The organism is Dyadobacter alkalitolerans DSM 23607, from assembly GCF_000428845.1.
GTDB lineage: Bacteria > Bacteroidota > Bacteroidia > Cytophagales > Spirosomataceae > Dyadobacter > Dyadobacter alkalitolerans.
In genome coordinates this window covers 255,766-274,553 of sequence record NZ_AUAS01000001.1, presented here as the reverse complement: position 1 = coordinate 274,553, position 18,788 = coordinate 255,766, and the positions used below count along the sequence as shown (strand labels likewise).

General features: G+C 45.2%; 22 protein-coding genes. 9 read left to right on the top strand and 13 right to left on the bottom strand.

What is annotated here, in order from left to right:
• Positions 1-126 precede the first annotated feature (126 nt).
• Positions 127-846 carry a head GIN domain-containing protein gene (locus G395_RS0101175; protein WP_026628373.1) on the top strand — a complete coding sequence of 240 codons (720 nt, stop codon included), beginning with the start codon at positions 127-129 and terminating at the stop codon, positions 844-846.
• Position 847: 1 nt separating this feature from the next.
• Here G395_RS0101175 and G395_RS0101170 read toward each other — a convergent pair whose 3' ends face one another.
• The 11 genes from G395_RS0101170 to fumC all read right to left on the bottom strand — a co-directional run bounded on the left by G395_RS0101170 (position 848) and on the right by fumC (position 10,115).
• A complete protein-coding gene (locus G395_RS0101170; protein WP_229203906.1) occupies positions 848-1,609 on the bottom strand; it encodes a M15 family metallopeptidase in 762 nt (253 codons plus the stop codon).
• 19 nt (positions 1,610-1,628) lie between these two features.
• Positions 1,629-2,675, bottom strand: coding sequence for a toast rack family protein (locus G395_RS0101165; protein ID WP_026628371.1), 1,047 nt, complete (start codon positions 2,673-2,675; stop codon positions 1,629-1,631).
• Positions 2,676-2,679: 4 nt separating this feature from the next.
• Complete coding sequence (locus tag G395_RS0101160; RefSeq protein WP_026628370.1) at positions 2,680-2,865, bottom strand: LiaI-LiaF-like domain-containing protein; 186 nt, start codon at positions 2,863-2,865, stop codon at positions 2,680-2,682.
• 50 nt (positions 2,866-2,915) lie between these two features.
• Complete coding sequence (locus G395_RS0101155) at positions 2,916-3,551, bottom strand: PspC domain-containing protein (protein ID WP_026628369.1); 636 nt, start codon at positions 3,549-3,551, stop codon at positions 2,916-2,918.
• Positions 3,552-3,700: 149 nt separating this feature from the next.
• A complete protein-coding gene (locus G395_RS0101150; RefSeq protein ID WP_026628368.1) occupies positions 3,701-4,324 on the bottom strand; it encodes a hypothetical protein in 624 nt (207 codons plus the stop codon).
• A 28-nt stretch (positions 4,325-4,352) separates the two neighbouring features.
• The gene (locus G395_RS0101145) at positions 4,353-4,619 is read right to left on the bottom strand and encodes a DUF2442 domain-containing protein (protein ID WP_051349917.1); all 267 of its coding nucleotides are present in this window, start codon (positions 4,617-4,619) and stop codon (positions 4,353-4,355) included.
• Between the two features lie 120 nt (positions 4,620-4,739).
• Positions 4,740-5,879, bottom strand: a complete 1,140-nt coding sequence (locus G395_RS0101140; protein WP_026628366.1) for an aldose epimerase family protein — start codon at positions 5,877-5,879, stop codon at positions 4,740-4,742.
• Between the two features lie 41 nt (positions 5,880-5,920).
• A complete protein-coding gene (locus tag G395_RS0101135) occupies positions 5,921-7,099 on the bottom strand; it encodes a galactokinase (protein WP_035360198.1) in 1,179 nt (392 codons plus the stop codon).
• Between the two features lie 24 nt (positions 7,100-7,123).
• Positions 7,124-8,065 carry a D-2-hydroxyacid dehydrogenase gene (locus G395_RS0101130; protein WP_026628364.1) on the bottom strand — a complete coding sequence of 314 codons (942 nt, stop codon included), beginning with the start codon at positions 8,063-8,065 and terminating at the stop codon, positions 7,124-7,126.
• A gap of 45 nt (positions 8,066-8,110) precedes the next feature.
• Positions 8,111-8,644, bottom strand: coding sequence for a HEAT-like fold family protein (locus G395_RS0101125; protein ID WP_026628363.1), 534 nt, complete (start codon positions 8,642-8,644; stop codon positions 8,111-8,113).
• Positions 8,645-8,714: 70 nt separating this feature from the next.
• Positions 8,715-10,115 (bottom strand): class II fumarate hydratase, encoded by a 1,401-nt coding sequence (fumC, locus tag G395_RS0101120; protein WP_026628362.1) that lies wholly within the window; start codon positions 10,113-10,115, stop codon positions 8,715-8,717.
• 145 nt (positions 10,116-10,260) lie between these two features.
• Between fumC and G395_RS28370 the strand changes: the two genes are divergently transcribed.
• The 8 genes from G395_RS28370 to G395_RS0101085 all read left to right on the top strand — a co-directional run bounded on the left by G395_RS28370 (position 10,261) and on the right by G395_RS0101085 (position 16,455).
• Positions 10,261-10,848: a 6-phosphogluconolactonase gene (locus G395_RS28370; protein ID WP_229203905.1), complete on the top strand. Its 588-nt coding sequence runs from the start codon at positions 10,261-10,263 to the stop codon at positions 10,846-10,848.
• On the top strand, positions 10,824-10,994 hold the full coding sequence (locus G395_RS32620; RefSeq protein ID WP_229203904.1) for a 6-phosphogluconolactonase: 171 nt from the start codon (positions 10,824-10,826) through the stop codon (positions 10,992-10,994). Before G395_RS28370 ends, G395_RS32620 begins: the two co-directional genes overlap by 25 nt.
• 54 nt (positions 10,995-11,048) lie before the next feature.
• Positions 11,049-11,435 (top strand): acyl-CoA thioesterase, encoded by a 387-nt coding sequence (locus G395_RS0101110; RefSeq protein WP_026628361.1) that lies wholly within the window; start codon positions 11,049-11,051, stop codon positions 11,433-11,435.
• 100 nt (positions 11,436-11,535) lie between these two features.
• On the top strand, positions 11,536-12,582 hold the full coding sequence (locus tag G395_RS0101105) for a hypothetical protein (RefSeq protein ID WP_026628360.1): 1,047 nt from the start codon (positions 11,536-11,538) through the stop codon (positions 12,580-12,582).
• Between the two features lie 190 nt (positions 12,583-12,772).
• Positions 12,773-14,635, top strand: a complete 1,863-nt coding sequence (locus G395_RS0101100; protein WP_026628359.1) for a carbamoyltransferase family protein — start codon at positions 12,773-12,775, stop codon at positions 14,633-14,635.
• A gap of 28 nt (positions 14,636-14,663) precedes the next feature.
• On the top strand, positions 14,664-15,785 hold the full coding sequence (locus tag G395_RS0101095; protein WP_026628358.1) for an SGNH/GDSL hydrolase family protein: 1,122 nt from the start codon (positions 14,664-14,666) through the stop codon (positions 15,783-15,785).
• A gap of 72 nt (positions 15,786-15,857) precedes the next feature.
• Complete coding sequence (locus G395_RS32360) at positions 15,858-16,007, top strand: DUF5989 family protein (protein ID WP_169719989.1); 150 nt, start codon at positions 15,858-15,860, stop codon at positions 16,005-16,007.
• 79 nt (positions 16,008-16,086) lie between these two features.
• Positions 16,087-16,455 (top strand): SxtJ family membrane protein, encoded by a 369-nt coding sequence (locus G395_RS0101085; protein ID WP_026628357.1) that lies wholly within the window; start codon positions 16,087-16,089, stop codon positions 16,453-16,455.
• A gap of 9 nt (positions 16,456-16,464) precedes the next feature.
• Here the strand turns inward: G395_RS0101085 and G395_RS0101080 are convergent, their stop codons facing one another.
• Together G395_RS0101080 and G395_RS0101075 are read right to left on the bottom strand one after the other, a co-directional pair.
• The gene (locus G395_RS0101080; protein ID WP_026628356.1) at positions 16,465-17,376 is read right to left on the bottom strand and encodes a Ppx/GppA phosphatase family protein; all 912 of its coding nucleotides are present in this window, start codon (positions 17,374-17,376) and stop codon (positions 16,465-16,467) included.
• Positions 17,377-17,470: 94 nt separating this feature from the next.
• Complete coding sequence (locus G395_RS0101075) at positions 17,471-18,778, bottom strand: hypothetical protein (protein ID WP_229203903.1); 1,308 nt, start codon at positions 18,776-18,778, stop codon at positions 17,471-17,473.
• Between the last annotated feature and the right edge of the window lie 10 nt (positions 18,779-18,788).

The window sequence follows — 18,788 nt, the reverse complement described above, 5'->3', positions numbered from 1 at the left end:
CCGCCTGATTCCCCCTATTACAAAATATTTTTTTTTCGGATAGGGGGATTCCAGAATTCACATGTCATGGATAAAAGACGCCAGTGAACGTCTATTAGCCATATTTTAAAATTTTATTTATTAGCTATGAAACAATTATTTTTCTCCCTCACGCTTGCGCTCCTCGCATTTGTTTTCCAATCTTGTGTTTACGTCGATTCGCAGGACGACATTCCGCCACGTGGCGAAGGCACCAGGACGTACGATTTCCGTAATTTCGACGAGCTGGAAATGGGCGATGCTTTTCGCGTAAATGTGATTGCTGGAAGTTCTTTTTCTGTTTCTGCAAAAGGCGAGCTCAATGATCTGGACGATCTCGATTTATTTGTTGAAGACGGGAAATTGCATGCGCGTTACAAAAATGGATATCGCAACCGCCGCGAACCGATGTATATTGACATTACGATGCCGGACATTCAATCCGTCAATTTCTCGGGCGCAGTAAAGGCCAAATTGGTTGGGTTTGAAAATCTACCCGGACTTGATTTTGAATTATCAGGTGCGTCGAAGGTGGAATTTGAGGGCTCCGGCCGTGAATTTAAGTTTGATCTTTCGGGGGCTTCTCAGCTTTTTCTGCTTGGTGAAGGAAAATATCTCGATGGCGACCTTTCGGGCGCCTCTCAGCTGGATGCATTTGATCTCATTGCCCAGGAGTCGGACTTAGAATTGTCCGGAGCCAGCTCGGCCCGGGTTTGCGTTTCGGAATTTCTGAAAGTGGATGCGAGCGGCGCCAGTAATGTCCGCTACAAAGGCAACCCAAATGTGGACAAGAAAACGTCGGGCGGGAGCACGGTCAGGAAGGAATAGTTTATTTGATCATGCCGTATTTCGCACGCGCCTGAGCTTTGGACATGCCGTCAAAATGCCACCATTCGGTTGTATTTGTTTTGAAACCGGCCTGGTTCATTGCGGTTCTCAAAATGTGGCGGTTACTGATCTGCTGTTGAGTTAGCTTGCCTTTTTGCAGCATTTCCTGCTCGGAGCGCGGATAGGCCAGGGGGCCGAAGAAATCATATTTGGTCCCCATATCCAATGGTTTTCCTTTTCCGTCAACCACTGTCAAGTCCACCGCGCAGCCAAAGTTATGATTGGAGCCAATCTTTGGATCTGCGACGTACATTTTCTTGTTTTTGGCAGGGATTTTCAGGTTATCCAATGCATCCCATAATGCATATTGCACGGAATTTGGGCGCGCTGCGTCGTAAACAAGCAATGTGTAACCCGGATGGCTTTTTCTTAAAAGCGCATTGGCCTTAACGAGGCGCTTTGCCATTTCCGGTTGCAGGTAAGCACGTTTCAGGTCTCCGTAAACGTCTTTTCCTACAAAATTATCCACGGTCGAATATTTCAGCTCAACTTTAATGCTCGAATCCAGTTTTTGAATGTCCACCAATCCCTGCTCAATCATTTTGTGCTCAATAGCTGGAATTTTTACATTCTTAACTGATTCTTTTTCTGCTTTTTGCGCAAAGCTTTGACCAGATACGAAAAGCAAAACGAGCAGAGAGCAGGTGATTTTAAAAGGCATAAAAAAATGAATATCGTTGCGATAGGCTGCAAAGATATTCATTTCTATACTTCTGGGCGTCTTAGTAGCGCTTGATATTGACGCTGGTCAGACCGCCTTCGAAGTGTATAATGATCTTTTTGGAAGCACTTTCAAAATCGGGAGAACGGTAAAGCCCATTGCTGATTTTATCCAGATCATCCATATTTTTTGCATTCAAAGCGCCATCCATATGCATTTCGCAACCGACTGAGCGGGGCAGTTCCAAAGTGACGGAAGCGACACCCGCTTCGATATCAATGTTGGAGGTGGTCATTTTATCGCCCATTTTAATGTCCATATCGGCGACGCCAGTACTTACTTTCAGTTTTTCAACCTTATAATTGCTGAAATCAAAATCGCCTTTTCCGGCGCCAATGCCCAGGTCAATGTTCCATACCGGGCGCTCATTCAGATGAATGTTTGCCTGATTTGAGATTTCTCCTTTCTTGATCTTTACATTGCCTTCTTCCATTTTAAGGTTGACAGTCGCAGAATTATCAAGCTTGTTAATGGATGTGTTTGACAAAAAACCAACAAATGTGCTCTTCGTATTCGCTTCGAAAAGTTTCTGCGTGTTGCCGTTCAATGTGAAAGATCCGGCGCCGCCTTCAAGATGAAAATTGGCTTTTTGAATAAAATCCTCCATTTCATACTTGTAATTGCCATTTATCGGCTTTTTGCCATCCCGGTTATCACGGTCGTTTTCGTAATCTTCGTCCCGATCCTCGTGATTATCGGAATCATGATCATTGTGGTCGTTGTCGTTATAACCAAAATTCCTGTCATCGTCGTCGTCGTCGTTCCAGTTCCAATCCCAATTGTCGGCGTGCCGGTCAAAGGCTTTGTCCGTTTTGTTAACAATGCCACCAAACACTGCGAGTGTGATCAATAGGCCGATCAGTCCTCCTAGTCCCCTGTCTTCATTGCCCTTGGCGATCAGTAATGCGCCTGCAATGATTAGTAAAACAGGCCAGTAAGGCAGAATCTCGTCCCAATTAACGTTCAGGAGATTCATATTCCGAAGCAGCCAGAGCATTCCAAATATGACCAGCAATCCACCCCAAACTATACCGCGTGAGTTTTTCATCGTCTTAAATGTTTGAACGGTTGGAAATATCAGAACTCAAATAATTACGCAAAAGCAAAAGAGCGCCGGTCGTGATCAGGATAATAGGCCAGAAAAAGCGGCCAAAATCAAATGCAGTCAGTTCTTCAATTAAAAAAAGAGATCCGGCAATGATGAGGATAACACCCCAAAAAATGTTTCGAAAGTTCATGGCTATGTATGGTTAATGGTGTTAAATCGAAGAATATTAAACTCAGTATACTAGTTCACTTTAATCACTTGATCATCCTCGTCATCCGGTTTCCTGGCCTCAGGATCTTCTGGAAAATGCGTGGTGGTCGTGGTTGTTGTGGATGATGGTGTAAAAGGTGTATAAGGCTGTGGTTCAGGATCTGGCGCAATGGGATCAACTGGCGGTGGAGGCGTTGTAGGATACACCGTTGTATTGCCATGATGATCTTTATCACGTTGGCGAAGGATCAGAAACGCGCCGATTGCGATCAACACGATGGGCCAGAAATATTGTTTAAACTGATACCAAAGCGGGAAATCATCCACCAGCATCACAGCTCCGAAAAAGATCAGCACACCACCCAGAACCATCACCGTTTGATCGGATTTCTTCTTGTCCCAAACCGGGTCGGAAGGCGTGTTAGGCGTTGGATCGAATGACGTATTTGTCGTGTAAATTGTCCCGGCCGGTCCTGTTGGCAGCACTGCCCATAGAATGATGTATATAAATGCGGTCATTCCGAATGTGGGTGGAATAGGGAGCAGCAGCATGACAACAAGCAATACTCGAACTATAACAACGTCAATATTAAAATATTGGGCAAGTCCGGAAGCAACTCCTCCTAAAACTGCGTGGTCAGGTATGCGATGCAATTTCTTTTCCATGATTAGCTTAGCGTTTATTTGTAATCAAAGGTAGTAGGTAATGCAAGATACTGCAAATCGGAAAATTATTATCGGCGGGAGGGCGTGTTGAGCGGGTTTTTTTAAGGAAAGCGTTTAACTATTGACTTATAAGTGGACTTTTTAGGGACTTATTGTTCTTCCAAAGCTTCAAGAATGTCCATCATGGAGCCGAAATCCTTGTAACCCGGGCGGATTTCTTCGCTTCCGCGCAATGCAATGCCAATGTTTGGGAAAAGCTCGGTTAATGCGCTTACTGTATATTCATTGTCCAGGCCAAAGCCGATCAGGATCGGATATTCGCCCGCCAGGTTGCCCAGCACTTGCATCCAGTTTTCTGTTAGTTCGGCTTCGTTATCGCTTTCGAGCAGGAAATGGGAAACTTCTCCCTCGTAACGGCTTAGTATAGAACTGATTTCGCCCGCTTCGTAAAGGTCTACGCTGATTCGGAGGAGCAGCGGCAGGTTCAGCTCGCTTTTGAGATAATTTAAGAGCCCGGGTGATTCCACTTGCACGGAATGTACGGGATACAGCGCCAGTGCCTCGATGATCTTTGCAGGATCCGTTTGGGCAGTTTCCGCAATAAGGTTCACGCCCGCCAGCCAGGAACAAATGTCTTCAAATTTTTTGGGAGAAATATAATTGGGAGAATCTTCGTCAATCGAAAAACCCAGCATCTCAACACCCATCCCTGCACAATAACGCGCATCGGACAAATTAGTAACATTGCTGATTTTCACTGTTCTGGTAAGCATTGTGGGGTATTTATTTAGTTCGTTGAGATCAATTTTCAATGTATCCGGCATGGAGTTGTTCGACAGGGAACATCAAATCCCAATCTTCACCCCACACCAAGGTTCCTTTTTCTATCTTAAAATTCTTAAAACGCTCTTTGACTTTGAACTGGTCATGCTGCGGATGCGGGTTAGACACGAAGAAATCTTCAAAGTCCACAAGCTGTTGCGTACCATCACTAAATTTGACTAAGATTTTATACCCAGACAAATACTCAGCAGCAATGACTTTAAAATATTCCAGGATTTTAGGCATATCGATATCATAGTGTGTTAGTCAAAATTACTCAAAAGATTCTAAAAAATAAGGACAATGACTTCAAGACGGTTCTGGTCTGTGGTCATTGTCCTTTGGTTAGATTCTTAGCAACTGCTGTTACTTAGCCGAAAACCGATATTTGGTTGTGGTTTGGTAAGTGTCTCCTGGTTTTAGTTCCGTGGAGGGGAATTGGGGTTGGTTGGGGGAATCGGGGTAATGTTCTGTTTCGAGGCAGAATCCGAAACGCTTCGTGTATGTTGCGTTTTTGCCTTTAAGTGACCCGTCCAGGAAATTGCCGCTGTAAAACTGAACGGCTGGCTCTGTTGTGAATGCTTCCAGAATCCTGCCGCTTTCAGGATCTTTTGCCGTAGCAAAATGCATGAGTCCTGGCTCAGAGCGTTTTAGCACCCAGCAATGGTCATAACCGCCGCCGTTTTTAATCTGCTCGTCTTCTGTTTTGTTGATTCCTGCACTGATCTTCGTAGACTTTCTGAAATCAAACGGCGTTCCTTCTACCGCACGCAGCTTTCCGGTTGGGATCAGTGAGGCGTCTACCGGCACAATGCTGTCTGACTCGATCATGATCTCGTGATCCAGAATGTCTCTCTTCAGGCCGGTAAGGTTGAAGTAAGAGTGGTTTGTTAAGTTGAGGACCGTAGGCTTGTCTGTTGTCGCTGTGTAGTTGATGCTCAATGCATTGTCGTTATCCAATGTGTAAACCACTTTAACTGTCAAATTTCCAGGATAACCTTCCTCCATATCCTTGCTGACATATTCCAGTTGAAGGCCTACAACGGAGTCCTGATTGATCTCTGTTGCTTTCCATAACACTTTGTCAAACCCTTTTTTTCCTCCGTGCAGGGAATTCGGTCCGTTGTTTATGGCCAGGTTATATTCCTTGCCTTCTAATGTGAACTTTCCTTTCGCAATCCGGTTGCCATAGCGACCTACTAAGGCGCCAAAAAATGGATTTTCTTTTAAATAAGGAGCAAGTGAATCAAAGCCCAGCACCACATCGGCAAACTCGCCTTTTTTGTCCGGAGCCATGATTTTGGTGATAATGCCGCCGTAATTGGTAATGTTCACGGTCATGCCTTTGGCATTGGTGAGCGTGTACAAATCTGCTTCCTGGCCGTCGGGGAGTTTGCCAAATGACTCTTTCGAAATCGTACTGATCATTTCTTCTTTTTTTGATTTGGAGCAGCTGAAAAGATAAAAACCCGTCAGCGCGGTGAGTAAAACGAATATTTTTTTCATACGAAAGGTTAAAGGTTTGTCTGGATAGTTAGCAATTTGTTTCAAATGATCTCTCCTGTGCCGGCGGTGATTTTCACTTTATAGCAAGGCAGCTCAATCTGATATTGTTCCTGGTATGCGGCCTTCATTTTATGTTCAAAAGCATCGACGGCCTCTTTTTTAACAAGATTAATGGTGCAACCGCCAAAACCTCCGCCCATCATCCGGGCCCCAAGCACGTTCGGATCCGATAATGTCTGGTCAACCAAAAAGTCGAGTTCGGGGCAGCTTACTTCGTATTCGTGCTGCAATCCCTGATGGGTTGCGTACATTTTTTTGCCAAAATCAACCAGATTTCCTTCCACAAGCAGATCGCAGGCATCCTGAACGCGCTGGATTTCTTCGGTAATAAACTTGCAACGCCGGTAAACAATATCGCCCAGTTCATCTTTATGTGTCTCAACCATTTCAGGCGTTGCATCCCTCAGGCTCTGCACTGCCGGGTAATATTTTTGCAGTATAGCAATCCCTTTTTCGCATTCCAGACGGCGTGTGTTGTATTCGGAGCTGGCAAGTGAATGTTTCACACTGGTATCGCAAAGCACGAGCAGGTAATCCTGCATGGGGAAAGGGAAATATTCGTATTCCAATGAGCGGCAATCGAGCCGGATTACGGATTCTTCTTTGCCGAATGCGGACGCGAACTGGTCCATAATGCCACATTGCACGCCAACATATTCGTTTTCGGCCTTTTGCGACATTTTTACAATGCTAAACCGGTCCAGATTCAGGTCATATAATTCATTCAAAGCGAAAAGCAGGCAGCATTCCAGCGCCGCAGAAGAGGACAGGCCAGCACCAACCGGAACGTCGCCGCCGAAGGTTGTTTGGAAACCTCCGATTTTTAACCCCTTTTTATAAATCTGCTCAATAATGCCCAGCTGGTAATGTGCCCAGGATTGCGCTGGTTTTGAAAGATCTTCGACTGAAAATGAATAAGTTTCATCCAGATCTGCCGCGTGCAGGATTACCTGGTCGTCTTCCCTTGGCTCAATGACGAAATAAACGGCCTTATCTACGCTGGCTGGCAGCACGAAGCCATTATTATAGTCGGTATGCTCACCGATCAGGTTGATCCTTCCCGGCGAACGGAAGACTCTCACTTGCTCCGGCTTTGAGGACTGACCGAATTTTTGGAAATACTTTTCCTTTATTTTATTGACTATTTCTGAATCTTGCATTTAAAATACTAATCTGATATTTGGTTAATAACCCCTACGCAGGTTCACTTCGTTGACAATATTTCCACCATTTTCGATTGCGAAGATGTTATTAAGGAACAAATCAACCTTGCCGATATGCTCATTGCTATGCCCGCCGCCGGTGTGTTGGGTGAGAATAACATTTTCCAATTTCCACAACGGGCTGTCTTCCGGCAGTGGCTCAACTTCCGTTACATCCAAAACAGCTCCATCCAGATAGCCAGATTGCAGCACGTCGATCAGCGCATCCTCGTCTGTGGTGCTGCCCCTGCCGACACTGGCATAGACGCTGCGTTCTTTCATTTTGGAAAAGAAAGTCTGGTCTACGAAATGCTGGGCAGTTCCGGGAAGCGTGTTGATTACCAGATCCGCGAATGGCAGTTCTACAAATAATTCTTCCTGTGAATGCAGGTCTGCCTCCGGCGAAGTGCGTGCCATTAAATGTGTTGTGCAGCCAAAACCTTTGAGAATCGTATTCACCGACAATCCAATGGTCCCGGCACCCAGAATGACAACATTCTGCTTGTAAAGGATCTTCAACTCACCTCTCAGCTTCGAGCCGATCCATTCTGATTTTTGTTTAAGCAGGGTTAATGTGTCGATGCCGCGATACAATGCCAAAACGCCGCCTACAATGGATTCAGCGCAGGGGCGTGCAAACCAGTCACCCATGTTGGCTGTTTTGACGCTTTCCTTGATGTTTACGGAAGCATACTGGTCAAATCCGGCGGAATCCAGCTGCCAGAATTGCAGCTTATCCATTGGTTCCGAAAACCAGCCGACAGGCGGATTGCCCAAGATATAATCTGCTGTACGAAATGCTGCCAGGCTTTCTTCCTCACTGGACGTTTCGGTCCGGAAATGAACTGTATGGTGGGGTTGCAGTGCTTCACTAAGGTTGTTTCTCAGTGACTCATCCAGCATGGAATAGCAGTATATGATCATTTGCTTTTTTGTTTTAAAGAAGTAAAGTAAAGACTTTTACCTGTGTTAAGGATGCTTTTGCTTTTTAATGTTAGCCAGAATTTTCTTTCCTCTCGCCCTAAATGCAGGCGTTTCGAACTCCATCGCCTCCTCAATAATTATGCCCAGTTCATTCTTGATCTCTGGGTAAATTTTTGAAAAATTGTAAAGCACTGTAAGCGAAAAAGCCCTGATAGCAATTGCAATTTGCCTGTTTTGAATGAAACTAAAACAAGCGTCCATGACCTTGCCATGCAGCTCAACGGGAATTTCTGTTTCCTGCATAATGCGTACGCTGTTGCGGATTACCGCGTCATGAACGTCCGGTCTTGTGAGCTGGTCTACGAGCGAGCCCATATGCGGTGCGATCAGGTCGCGGCGCTCGCTTACGGCAATGCTTACGCTTTGCGCGGCCCTTTGTGCCAGCCTGTAATCGTTGGCAAGGAAGCAGTTCATCAGTTCCTGGAAATGCGTACTATCCAGACAGGCATAAGCAGCTACTTCCGTTGCACGCCGTTTGGATTGTATGGGATCTGCCAGCAATGTGCTGCGGATGTTCATCAGCGTAGCCGTTTATCAAAACAAATGCTCCGCCGGTCGGGCAGAGCATTTGTTTAAATATTATCTAAAACTATTTATTGTCACCAACCATTTCTTCCGGTTTCACCCAGGCGTCGAACTCTTCCGGCGTCAGGTAACCCAGTCCCACAGCCGTTTCTTTCAGCGTTGAGCCGTTTTTATGTGCCGTTTGCGCGATTTCAGCAGCTTTGTAGTAACCTATTTTTGTATTCAAAGCAGTTACCAGCATCAGCGAGTTGTTTACGTGCTTCTTAATGTTCTCATGCAAAGGTTCGATGCCCACCGCGCAGTTATCATTAAAGGAAACGCATACATCCCCGATCAGGCGTGCTGAATGCAGGAAGTTGTAAGCCATTAAAGGTTTGAAAACATTCAGCTCAAAATGACCATTGGAACCGCCGATGCCGATGGCTACGTCATTGCCCATCACCTGTGCTGCTACCATTGTCATGGCTTCACATTGCGTAGGATTTACCTTACCCGGCATAATCGAGCTTCCCGGCTCATTGTCCGGAATATGGATTTCACCGATCCCCGAACGTGGGCCGGACGATAACATACGGATGTCGTTACCAATCTTCATCAAACTTACAGCAACCGTTTTCAATGCGCCGTGTGCTTCAACGATCGCGTCGTGCGCTGCTAATGCTTCGAATTTGTTTTCAGCAGTGATAAATGGCAGGCCTGTTAATGATGCAATGTGACGGGCAACGTTTTCAGAATATCCTTCGGGCGTGTTAATGCCTGTTCCAACGGCTGTTCCGCCCAACGCAAGCTCGGAAAGATGCGCTAATGTGTTATAAATCGCACGCAGGCCGTGGTCTAATTGTGAAGCGTAACCGGAAAATTCCTGTCCCAATGTAAGCGGGGTCGCGTCCATAAAGTGCGTACGACCGATTTTCACCACATTTCTGAAAGCTTCGGATTTTGCTTTCAATGTGTCCCTCAGCTTGATGATGCCTGGGATGGTGACATCGATCAGGATCTTGTAGGCCGCGATGTGCATAGCCGTAGGATAGGTGTCGTTGGAAGACTGTGACTTGTTCACATCATCATTCGGATGAAGGAATTTCGTTTTATCAGCCAGCTGGCCACCTTGCAACACATGCCCTCTGTAAGCGATCACTTCATTGCAGTTCATATTGGATTGCGTTCCTGAGCCTGTTTGCCACACCACGAGCGGAAACTGGTCGTCGAGCTTTTCCGTTAAGATTTCGTCACAAATCTGTCCGATTAGGTCGCTCTTTTCTTTTGGAAGAATGCCGGCCTCGTAGTTGGTAATGGCTGCGGCTTTTTTCAAATATGCAAATGCCTTGATGATTTCCTTTGGCATTTTATTGATATCCTGAGCAATAGGAAAGTTCTGGATCGAGCGTTGTGTTTGTGCGCCCCAGTATACATGAGCCGGCACCTGCACTTCACCCATGGTATCTTTTTCTATACGGTATTCCATTTTTTATTTAGTGAGAATGAACAATCAGGTTTATTGCGGTAAAGTTAGGATTGGACTTTCAGTTTTTGGTGTTTTTAAAGGATAAATGTTTCTTAGGTGAAAAGAATGTATTCAAGACCGTTTTTAACTACATTTTATTTAAACAATGAAACCAAAACTGAACATTTACCCCGATTATAAAGCCATGAGCCTTGCCGCTGCCGAGCGTGTAATGGCATTACTGGCCAAAAAACCTTCCGCCGTTATTTGTCTGCCCTCCGGCAGCACGCCGCTGGGCATGTTCGAAATCCTGGTGTCTGCAAATCAAAGAGGCATGACAGATTTTTCCCAATGTGTTTTTATCGGCCTCGATGAATGGATCGGTTTTGGAGCGGAAGATGATGGCGGCTGCCGGAATTTACTTAATAAGGATTTTTTAAAACCAATTGGCTTACGTGCCGATCAGATCGTGTTTTTTGATGGAAAAGCCATTAATCCCGAAGAAGAATGCAAGCGGGTTAACAAGGTTCTTGAAAATCTGGGTGGATTGGATATGATCATTCTGGGTGTGGGAATGAACGGACATTTGGCCTTAAATGAACCCGGAACGCCGTGGGGTAGCTATGCCCATGTTTCGGAGCTGGAAAACGTGACAATGGAAGTCGGGCAAAGTATTTTCAGAAGCCGACCACGATCACCAAGGGAATTACGGTCGGGATCCAGCACATTATGGAGGCAAAAACCGCGATTTTGATAGCAGCAGGAAGTGAGAAAGCGCCTGTGATACAGCGTGCAATGGCATTTCCGGTGACGACGGCTTTTCCTGCAACTATTTTACAGAACCATATGAATGCAGAATTTCTGCTGGATTCGGAGTCGGCAAAACTAATAGCAGAATAGGCGCTGTTGGCGTGACTCTTTTTTACCTTTGCCAAAAAATAAAATAATACTGTTTTGACATTAGAAGAAAGGATCATTGCCTCCGAAGCACGCGTTTTTAAAACGGTGTTTCCTAATAACACCAATCATTACGACACCCTTTTCGGAGGAACCGCATTGTCTATGATGGACGAAGTGGCATTCATTGCCGCCACCCGTTTTTCCAGATTACGCTGTGTTACAGTCTCAACCGACCGTATTGACTTCACGCATGCTATTCCCGCGGGGACCATTATTGAGCTTATCGGGCGTGTGGAAACGGTCGGAAATACGAGTATGAAGGTGCGAGTGGACATTTTTGTGGAGAAAATGTATGAAGAAGGCCGAGAAAAAGCAGTAACCGGCATATTCACCTTCGTAGCGCTCGACGAGCAACATAAACCAACTAAAATTATGGTGTAGTGATCCAAAAGTAATTTCTGTTCGTATATAGGCAGGTCGGTGTGGTGGAAGGGTAATTTTTCCTTTTTCGGCTAAGGTTTTGTGCCGTTATACTATCAGAATGGCTTGGCGTTCGTTCCTCTTTTCGTTAATATTCTTTGTAATCCTTTTCGTCGCTACTGAAATAATCCTCAGAATTGCGCTGGTATGCTATGGTTATCCATTTTTGAAGCCAGGTGATTACTTGTATACAGGCTTTTATCCGACACTCAAAGAGATGATGAGGAAGGACATCAGGAGTGATGACGATGTTCAGGACGTGTTGATCCTAGGTGGTTCGGTGATCAGCACACCGTGGTCTAATATGGAAGTGCGGCTTGATACGATCCTTCAAAAGAAATATGGCAAATCAAAAAAGTTTGCCTTCTACAATACAGCCGCAGCCGGCCACACTTCGCTCGATAACCTTATTAAATACAAACTTCTGGCCGACAAGCGGTTTGACCTGGTCATCTATTACGAGGCCATTAACGAGAACCGCGCAAATTGCATCCCTGACAAAGATTTTTGTGCCGATTATGCGCACATTAAATGGTATAGCGACATTTATCTGCTCCAAGCCCATCCGGAAATTAATTTTACAGTTATTCCTTATGTATGCGCGCTGGTAATCAGGGGTGTGCGGGATAAGGTTACCCGGAAAGTATATGTGAGCCAGGATATGGTTGATCCTGGTTTTGCGAAATTCGGCAGCAATATTAGAAGTGCCTTGCCATACCGGGAAAACCTCACCAACATTATTAACATATCGAACAAGCGCGGAGATGCGTTGCTATTGATGAAATACGCGTCCTATTTCCCGGAAGGAGTGAAGCTGACCGGCGAGCAAAAAGATATGGATCATTTTGCAGGTTGCCATTATGCGTCGCCCGTAACGATATGGGGGCAGGCGGATAATGTGAAAAAAGGCATCCAGTCGCATAATCAGATACTGACAGATCTGGCTAAAAGAAAGCAAGCACATTTTTTTGATATGGCAGCGAATATGCCTCAGGATGGGCGTTTTTTTTGCGACGTATGCCATGTCAGCGAGCTGGGAGCACAAAATTTTGCCTCCAAACTGGCCGGGCATCTGATCGATTCCCGGTTACTGGAACATTCTGATTAGGCAGCGGCGAAAACGTTGCCGTTGGATTATTCTTATTTGTCAAAAAATCTATAATACCTAACTTGTGTCAACTTTTGCTAGCTTTGTCGTCAATTTAAGCATATAGTGCATTCGTTCAGGAAAACACGCTATTGCCATCTGGTTTAAATATCTCCGGAAGCGTTTGTAGTGGAAAATTTTAAATAGGTAAATGAAAATTTTAGGTATTTCAGCTTTTTATCATGATTCGGCGGCAGCCCTAATTGATAACGGAGAAATTGTTGCAGCAGCGCAGGAAGAGCGCTTCACCCGAAAAAAACATGATCCGGGATTCCCTTCCGAGGCAGTGAAGTTTTGCCTGGAATATGGCGGATTAACCCTGAATGAACTGGATGCCATCGTTTTTTACGATAAACCACTTCTGAAATTCGAACGACTTCTCGAAACCTATTACGCATTTGCGCCGAAAGGAGTGAGGTCATTTCTAACTGCAATGCCGGTTTGGATTAAAGAGAAGATGTTTTTAAAGCGTCTGATCAATGAGGAGCTGGTGAAATTGGGTTATGATAAAAAGAAAAAAGTAAAACTGCTTTTTCCGGAACATCACCTTTCCCATGCGGCCAGCGCTTACTATCCGTCACCGTATGAAAAATCTGCCATTCTTACCATTGATGGCGTGGGTGAATGGGCAACAGCTTCCATTTGCTTGGGAGAAGGAAAAGATATCAGCATTTTAAAGGAACTGAGATTTCCACATTCATTGGGGCTTCTGTATTCCGCATTTACGTATTTCCTTGGCTTCCGGGTCAATTCCGGTGAGTATAAATTAATGGGTCTGGCTCCTTATGGCAACCCAACTTCCCCTGATATCAAAAAGTACGAAGATATCATTCTCAAAGACCTCATTGAACTGAAAGAAGACGGCTCCGTTTGGCTGAATCAAGATTATTTTGATTATGCTACGGGCTTGAAGATGGTCAATGAGGACAAATGGGAAGCGCTTTTCGGCTTCAAAACCAGAAGGCCGGAAGACGCACTTGAACCAGTTCATTGCAACCTGGGACTTGCTATTCAGAACATTACAGAAGAAGCGGTGATCCGGATGGCAAAAGAAGCGAAACGCCTTACTGGTGCGGATTATCTGTGTATGGCCGGTGGGGTCGCGTTGAACTGCGTATCGAACGGTAAGTTGCAGAAAGCCAATATTTTCAAAGATATTTTTATCCAACCAGCTGCCGGTGACGCCGGTGGTGCATTGGGAGCGGCGCAGGCTGCTTATCATATTTTCTTTGGTCAGGAGAGAAAGATTACCTGGAAAGCGGATGCGATGAGAGGATCTTACCTCGGACCAACATTCTCAGACCTGGACGTGGCATTGACGGCTAAAAAATATAAAGCCGTTTACACGCATTACGAAAATTTCAAAGACCTGGCCGGTGATGCAGCCAAATTGCTTTCCGAAGGAAATGTAGTAGGCTGGATTCAGGGCAGGATGGAGTTTGGGCCACGTGCATTGGGCGGAAGAAGTATCCTGGGCGATCCCCGGAATGCCGAGATGCAGAAAAAACTGAACCTGAAAATTAAATACCGCGAATCGTTCAGGCCATTTGCGCCTTCGGTTCTGGCAGAGGATTGCGCCGAATATTTCGATTATGACGGAATCTCTCCGTATATGCTTCTAGTTCATCCTGTTGCAGAAGGAAGGCGCAAGCCGGTTCCTGCTAATTATGGTGCGATGGACCTTCGGGAAAAGCTCTATTTCGAGCGTTCAGACCTTCCTTCCATTACGCACATTGATTATTCCGCCAGGATCCAGACTGTTCATAAGGAAACCAATCCGCGCTACTATGAGCTGATCGATTCATTCAAAGCACTTACAGGTTATGCGGTTATCGTGAACACAAGTTTCAACGTTCGCGGCGAGCCTATTGTGTGCACACCTAATGATGCATATCGCTGTTTCATGCGGACAGAAATGGATTACCTTGTAGTCGGCAATTTCATTTTTGATAAAAAACAACAGCCTGAATGGCTTGAAAAAGATAACTGGAAAGAAGAATTTGTTCTTGATTAATTTCCTTGAATATCAATAACATACACAAATGGCTTCTAAAATAGTTACCAGCGTTATCCGCATTTTATTTCTTGGCTTATTATTCATTTTCTTATTCTATCCTGATAAGTTTCAGATAAAATTTGATTATCCCGGATTTCCGCAAGCAGACAGTTGGTACGTTCGCCTGGCAAAGTTTGCATTCTGGTTTTTGCTCATTATTGAAATACTCAGGATATTCTATTACGGCGTTGTAAAAAGCAAGGCAAAAGGACTTTTGGCAAACATTGTCACGATTACCGTCCCGCTCCTGGTAACGCTTATTTTCCTCGAAATCATTTTCATGTACATTCCGCAAAGCCATGAAGGTGTGCTCTCCAAAGCTTCGCAGATATGGTGGGAAAAGTACTGGAAACCCATTAATTCACTGGGTTACCACGATAAGGAAATTACGAAAGAGCCAGGCAAAAAGCAGATCCTCGTTATTGGCGATTCGTTTGCGGCCGGTCACGGTTTGAAAGATGTGAATGAGCGGTTTTCCAATCAACTGGAAGCTTCGCTAGGTGCAGACAAGCATTCTGTTTATAACTTGGGAATGTCTGGTGCTGACACGCGTGACGAAGCCAAACGATTGGAAGAATTTCCTGTAAAACCGGATGTTATTGTCCTGGAATATTTTCCCAACGACATTGAGAAAGTAGGCCGCGAAAAAGGGCTTTCCCTTTCAGGCGCAGAGCCTTATGGCGATTTGAAAGGCCCTATGGCGACATTGGTAAAACGTTTTTATCTGCCCAACTTCATCTATTGGCAATTGCCTCACACCGGTTTCAGCACATTTGAAAAATTTGTCCAGACTGCGTACACCGACACAACCGTGCTTAATGCACACCTGAGAGATCTTTCCAAAATGATCGATTACCGGGACAGCACAGGTGCTAAAATGTATGCGGTTTTCATACCGTTCCTTTTTCAGGTTGATAAAAGTGCTGGTTATACCAAGCCTGTCGAAGATTATCTGCGCTCAAAAGGTGTAACGGTGGTGGGCATTAATGACGGCGTTTTGAAAATTCCAGAAAAGGAACGTGTCGTAGGCAAAAACGACGGGCACGGCAGCGCAACATTGAACAAACTGATTGCAGACAGGCTTACAGACGCAATGAAGAAGCCTTAACAATAATATAATTGGAAAATAGTATTACAAAATATTGAAATATTTATCTTTGAAATAAAAACAACGAAAGAAATGGATTTTTTGACAGACTTGTTTGCCTTTATGAAGGAGCGTAAGAAATGGTGGTTGGCTCCTGTGATTGTCGTATTACTGCTTATCGGTGTCCTGATTGTTATCGGTGGAGGTTCAGCGGTTGCTCCTTTCATTTACACCCTATTCTAGTATATCCGATCAGTTAGACTTTTAAGAATTGATGCAGTGGTTTTCAAAGCCACTGCATTTAAATTATCCCAAATATCAAATGAGTGAATCAGATAAGGCCAAAGCGCAATTGGTCATCGTTACAGGCTTAGTCGTTTTCTACTTTATTTTCGGCTCTAAGTATCCGTATCTTCTTATGGCAGCAGCGGCTGTTGGTGTATTAAGTATCGCAATCCCCGCAGCAGGAGACTTGATCGTAAAAGGATGGTACAAGATTGCAGAGATTTTGGGTGCGATCAATGGCCGGATATTGTTATCCCTGGTTTTTTTCGTGATCCTTTTCCCGGTTGCTGCTATCGCGAAGTTGGGCAAGAAAAACCCGTTAGCATTGAAACGCGAAGCAAAAGACTCTGTTTTTGTGGAGAGAAATCACAAATATTCCGCAAAGGATCTTGAACAGGTTTGGTAACCTAATAAATTACGCTGACAAAGGCCCGGGCTTAACCTCGGGCTTTTTTTTGCGGCATGCCCGATCGTAAAGTAATTGCAGCATGCCGTCTTTCAGGCCCACGTCAGGCACGTGAATAACATTAGCACCCGCCCATTTCATTGCAGATGTGTAAATGTCGCCCGCAGGAACAATTACATCCGCACGGTCCGGGTTAAGTTGTAGCTTATTGATTCGCTCTTCCAGTGTGAAAGAGGCAATGTAGTCACGCATTCTTTCAATCTCATCCAGGCTGGTGGAGCTTTCGGAAAGCTTTGATGAAAGATCAAACAATTTGTTAATGTTACCACCCGTTCCAACGGCTTCGATCGGCAGGGAATAGTCAACATACTGATTGATCCATTCCTTGATTTTAAGCCAGGAGCTTTTAGATTCTTTCCCTTCCAAAAGTCTTACCGAACCTAATTTGAAAGACTTTGCGGCAATCTTCTGCCTGTCTTTGTAAACATTCAGTTCTGTGCTGCCGCCGCCTACGTCAATGTGGATATACTGGCCATCGCTCAGCGATTTAACCACAACATTATTAACCAGTTCCGCTTCTTTCTGGCCGTCGATGATCTGAATATGAATGCCGGTGCGCTGCTGAATGTGTTCGCGGACCTCATAACCATTGTCTGCTTCGCGCATGGCCGAAGTCGAGCAAGCCATGTAATCATCCACTTCATGCAGTTCCATCAAAAGTTGATAAGCAAGCATAAGCTTCATCATCCGGTCCTCACTATTTGGACTTATCCGGCCTTCTGTAAAAACATCGTGGCCAAGTCTTAGCGGAAAACGGACATATTCAACCTTCTTAAAACGGGAAATTCCCTCGTCATGCAACACCGAAGATATTTGCATGCGGGCACCGTTGGATCCAATATCTATTGCAGCGAATTTCAAAAGCCAGGTATAATAGGGGAGTAAATAAAAGCCAAAAATAGAACTTTCAGAAACAACAATCTATTAATTGTTCCTGAAAGTTGAAGAGGCTTATTTACATTTTTCCTCCTATCTGATACATCAGCTTAACTTTCACGCCCGGTCCGGCGGACTGGCTCATAGGGTTGAGCTGGTTAAAGTAAGTGTACAAATATCCCTCAGCCTGCACCACTATCGGATACCAGGCTTTTTCAACACCCATTGTCAGATTGACCGAATTGATCAGTGGCACATCCGACTTAGCTTCGAAATGCTGGTTCAGGTAGGCAAGGTTTGGCGACTTGGCGTCGAATGAAATCTTCTCTTTTGCGGAAACGGTAATGTTGGTGCCTGCGCCGGCATAATAGGCCCAGTTGTCTTTCATGTTGTTCCGGAATGCAACGGTCAGAGGGATTTGTACAACCGTAGGATCAACCTTAATGTTATAGACGTGCAATGCCGCCGGCACTTCGCCGGGAAGGCTTTCGCGGAAATCGCGGCGGCTTTTTTCCCGGAATAATTTCTCATTGAAAAACTCCATAGGCTTCACTTTCAGCCAGCTTATCCCGGCAGAAATCGAGAATTTCTTTCCGACCAGAACTTCTCCCGAAACGCTTTTCGCCTTACCGACGCGATCTGTTTGAAAGCCTACACCAAATCTGTAAGGTACTTTCAGGTCGAGTTTTGGTATGACCGTTTCGGCTTGCGCCACCTGTTCGGTGCCTTTCACTGCATTAGCGACAGGCAATGTGTTCGCGTTACGGGTAAGAAGCGCCTGTTTGTACTGGCGCGAAGAAATGCGATTGACCAGATTATACTTCATTTTATAAGCCTGCGAGCTGCCGGTATTAAATGCAACAGCGCGTTGCATATCCAACGGTGCTTCGAATGGAACCGTCAGCTGGTCAGTTGCGGATCCGTTTCCTCCATTCGCATTGTTGGCAATCAGTTCATTGTCTGCAATAACTGCGTTGTCGGCAACCGATGCATTATCCGCAACCAATGATTGACGCTTTGCAAAAACCGCATTTGGTTTGACTAAAATTTTATGCTCTGCAAGTCGCTGCTGCACGTCCTCAGGCTCGGCGGCAAGCCTGGCATCGACCTGGCTTTGCTGAGTCAGATTTTCTTTCGAAACCGCGACCAACTCACCAGAATCACCTGCCTTTTGCATTAAATACACCGTGTCTGTTTTTTCAGAAGGTATATTTTTGATCGCCTCGATCTGGTGTTGCAGGTTTTTGACGTCTGCCGTCAGGTTGTAGTTTTGCGTGCGCTGGCTCACATACATAAAAGCCATCACCGTCGAAACCGAAGCTGCGGCGGCGTAACCGATCCAGGAACTGTGCTGCTGCCAAAAAGTGGGAGGATTGTGAGCTTGCATGTAATTTTGC

Coding starts and splice junctions, on each gene's coding strand:
- G395_RS0101175 (WP_026628373.1), top strand. CDS start 127: ATGAAACAATTATTTTTCTCCCTCACGCTTGCGCTCCTCGCATTTGTT.
- G395_RS0101170 (WP_229203906.1), bottom strand. CDS start 1,609: ATGAATATCTTTGCAGCCTATCGCAACGATATTCATTTTTTTATGCCT.
- G395_RS0101165 (WP_026628371.1), bottom strand. CDS start 2,675: ATGAAAAACTCACGCGGTATAGTTTGGGGTGGATTGCTGGTCATATTT.
- G395_RS0101160 (WP_026628370.1), bottom strand. CDS start 2,865: ATGAACTTTCGAAACATTTTTTGGGGTGTTATCCTCATCATTGCCGGA.
- G395_RS0101155 (WP_026628369.1), bottom strand. CDS start 3,551: ATGGAAAAGAAATTGCATCGCATACCTGACCACGCAGTTTTAGGAGGA.
- G395_RS0101150 (WP_026628368.1), bottom strand. CDS start 4,324: ATGCTTACCAGAACAGTGAAAATCAGCAATGTTACTAATTTGTCCGAT.
- G395_RS0101145 (WP_051349917.1), bottom strand. CDS start 4,619: ATGCCTAAAATCCTGGAATATTTTAAAGTCATTGCTGCTGAGTATTTG.
- G395_RS0101140 (WP_026628366.1), bottom strand. CDS start 5,879: ATGAAAAAAATATTCGTTTTACTCACCGCGCTGACGGGTTTTTATCTT.
- G395_RS0101135 (WP_035360198.1), bottom strand. CDS start 7,099: ATGCAAGATTCAGAAATAGTCAATAAAATAAAGGAAAAGTATTTCCAA.
- G395_RS0101130 (WP_026628364.1), bottom strand. CDS start 8,065: ATGATCATATACTGCTATTCCATGCTGGATGAGTCACTGAGAAACAAC.
- G395_RS0101125 (WP_026628363.1), bottom strand. CDS start 8,644: ATGAACATCCGCAGCACATTGCTGGCAGATCCCATACAATCCAAACGG.
- fumC (WP_026628362.1), bottom strand. CDS start 10,115: ATGGAATACCGTATAGAAAAAGATACCATGGGTGAAGTGCAGGTGCCG.
- G395_RS28370 (WP_229203905.1), top strand. CDS start 10,261: ATGAAACCAAAACTGAACATTTACCCCGATTATAAAGCCATGAGCCTT.
- G395_RS32620 (WP_229203904.1), top strand. CDS start 10,824: ATGGAGGCAAAAACCGCGATTTTGATAGCAGCAGGAAGTGAGAAAGCG.
- G395_RS0101105 (WP_026628360.1), top strand. CDS start 11,536: ATGGCTTGGCGTTCGTTCCTCTTTTCGTTAATATTCTTTGTAATCCTT.
- G395_RS0101100 (WP_026628359.1), top strand. CDS start 12,773: ATGAAAATTTTAGGTATTTCAGCTTTTTATCATGATTCGGCGGCAGCC.
- G395_RS0101095 (WP_026628358.1), top strand. CDS start 14,664: ATGGCTTCTAAAATAGTTACCAGCGTTATCCGCATTTTATTTCTTGGC.
- G395_RS32360 (WP_169719989.1), top strand. CDS start 15,858: ATGGATTTTTTGACAGACTTGTTTGCCTTTATGAAGGAGCGTAAGAAA.
- G395_RS0101085 (WP_026628357.1), top strand. CDS start 16,087: ATGAGTGAATCAGATAAGGCCAAAGCGCAATTGGTCATCGTTACAGGC.
- G395_RS0101075 (WP_229203903.1), bottom strand. CDS start 18,778: ATGCAAGCTCACAATCCTCCCACTTTTTGGCAGCAGCACAGTTCCTGG.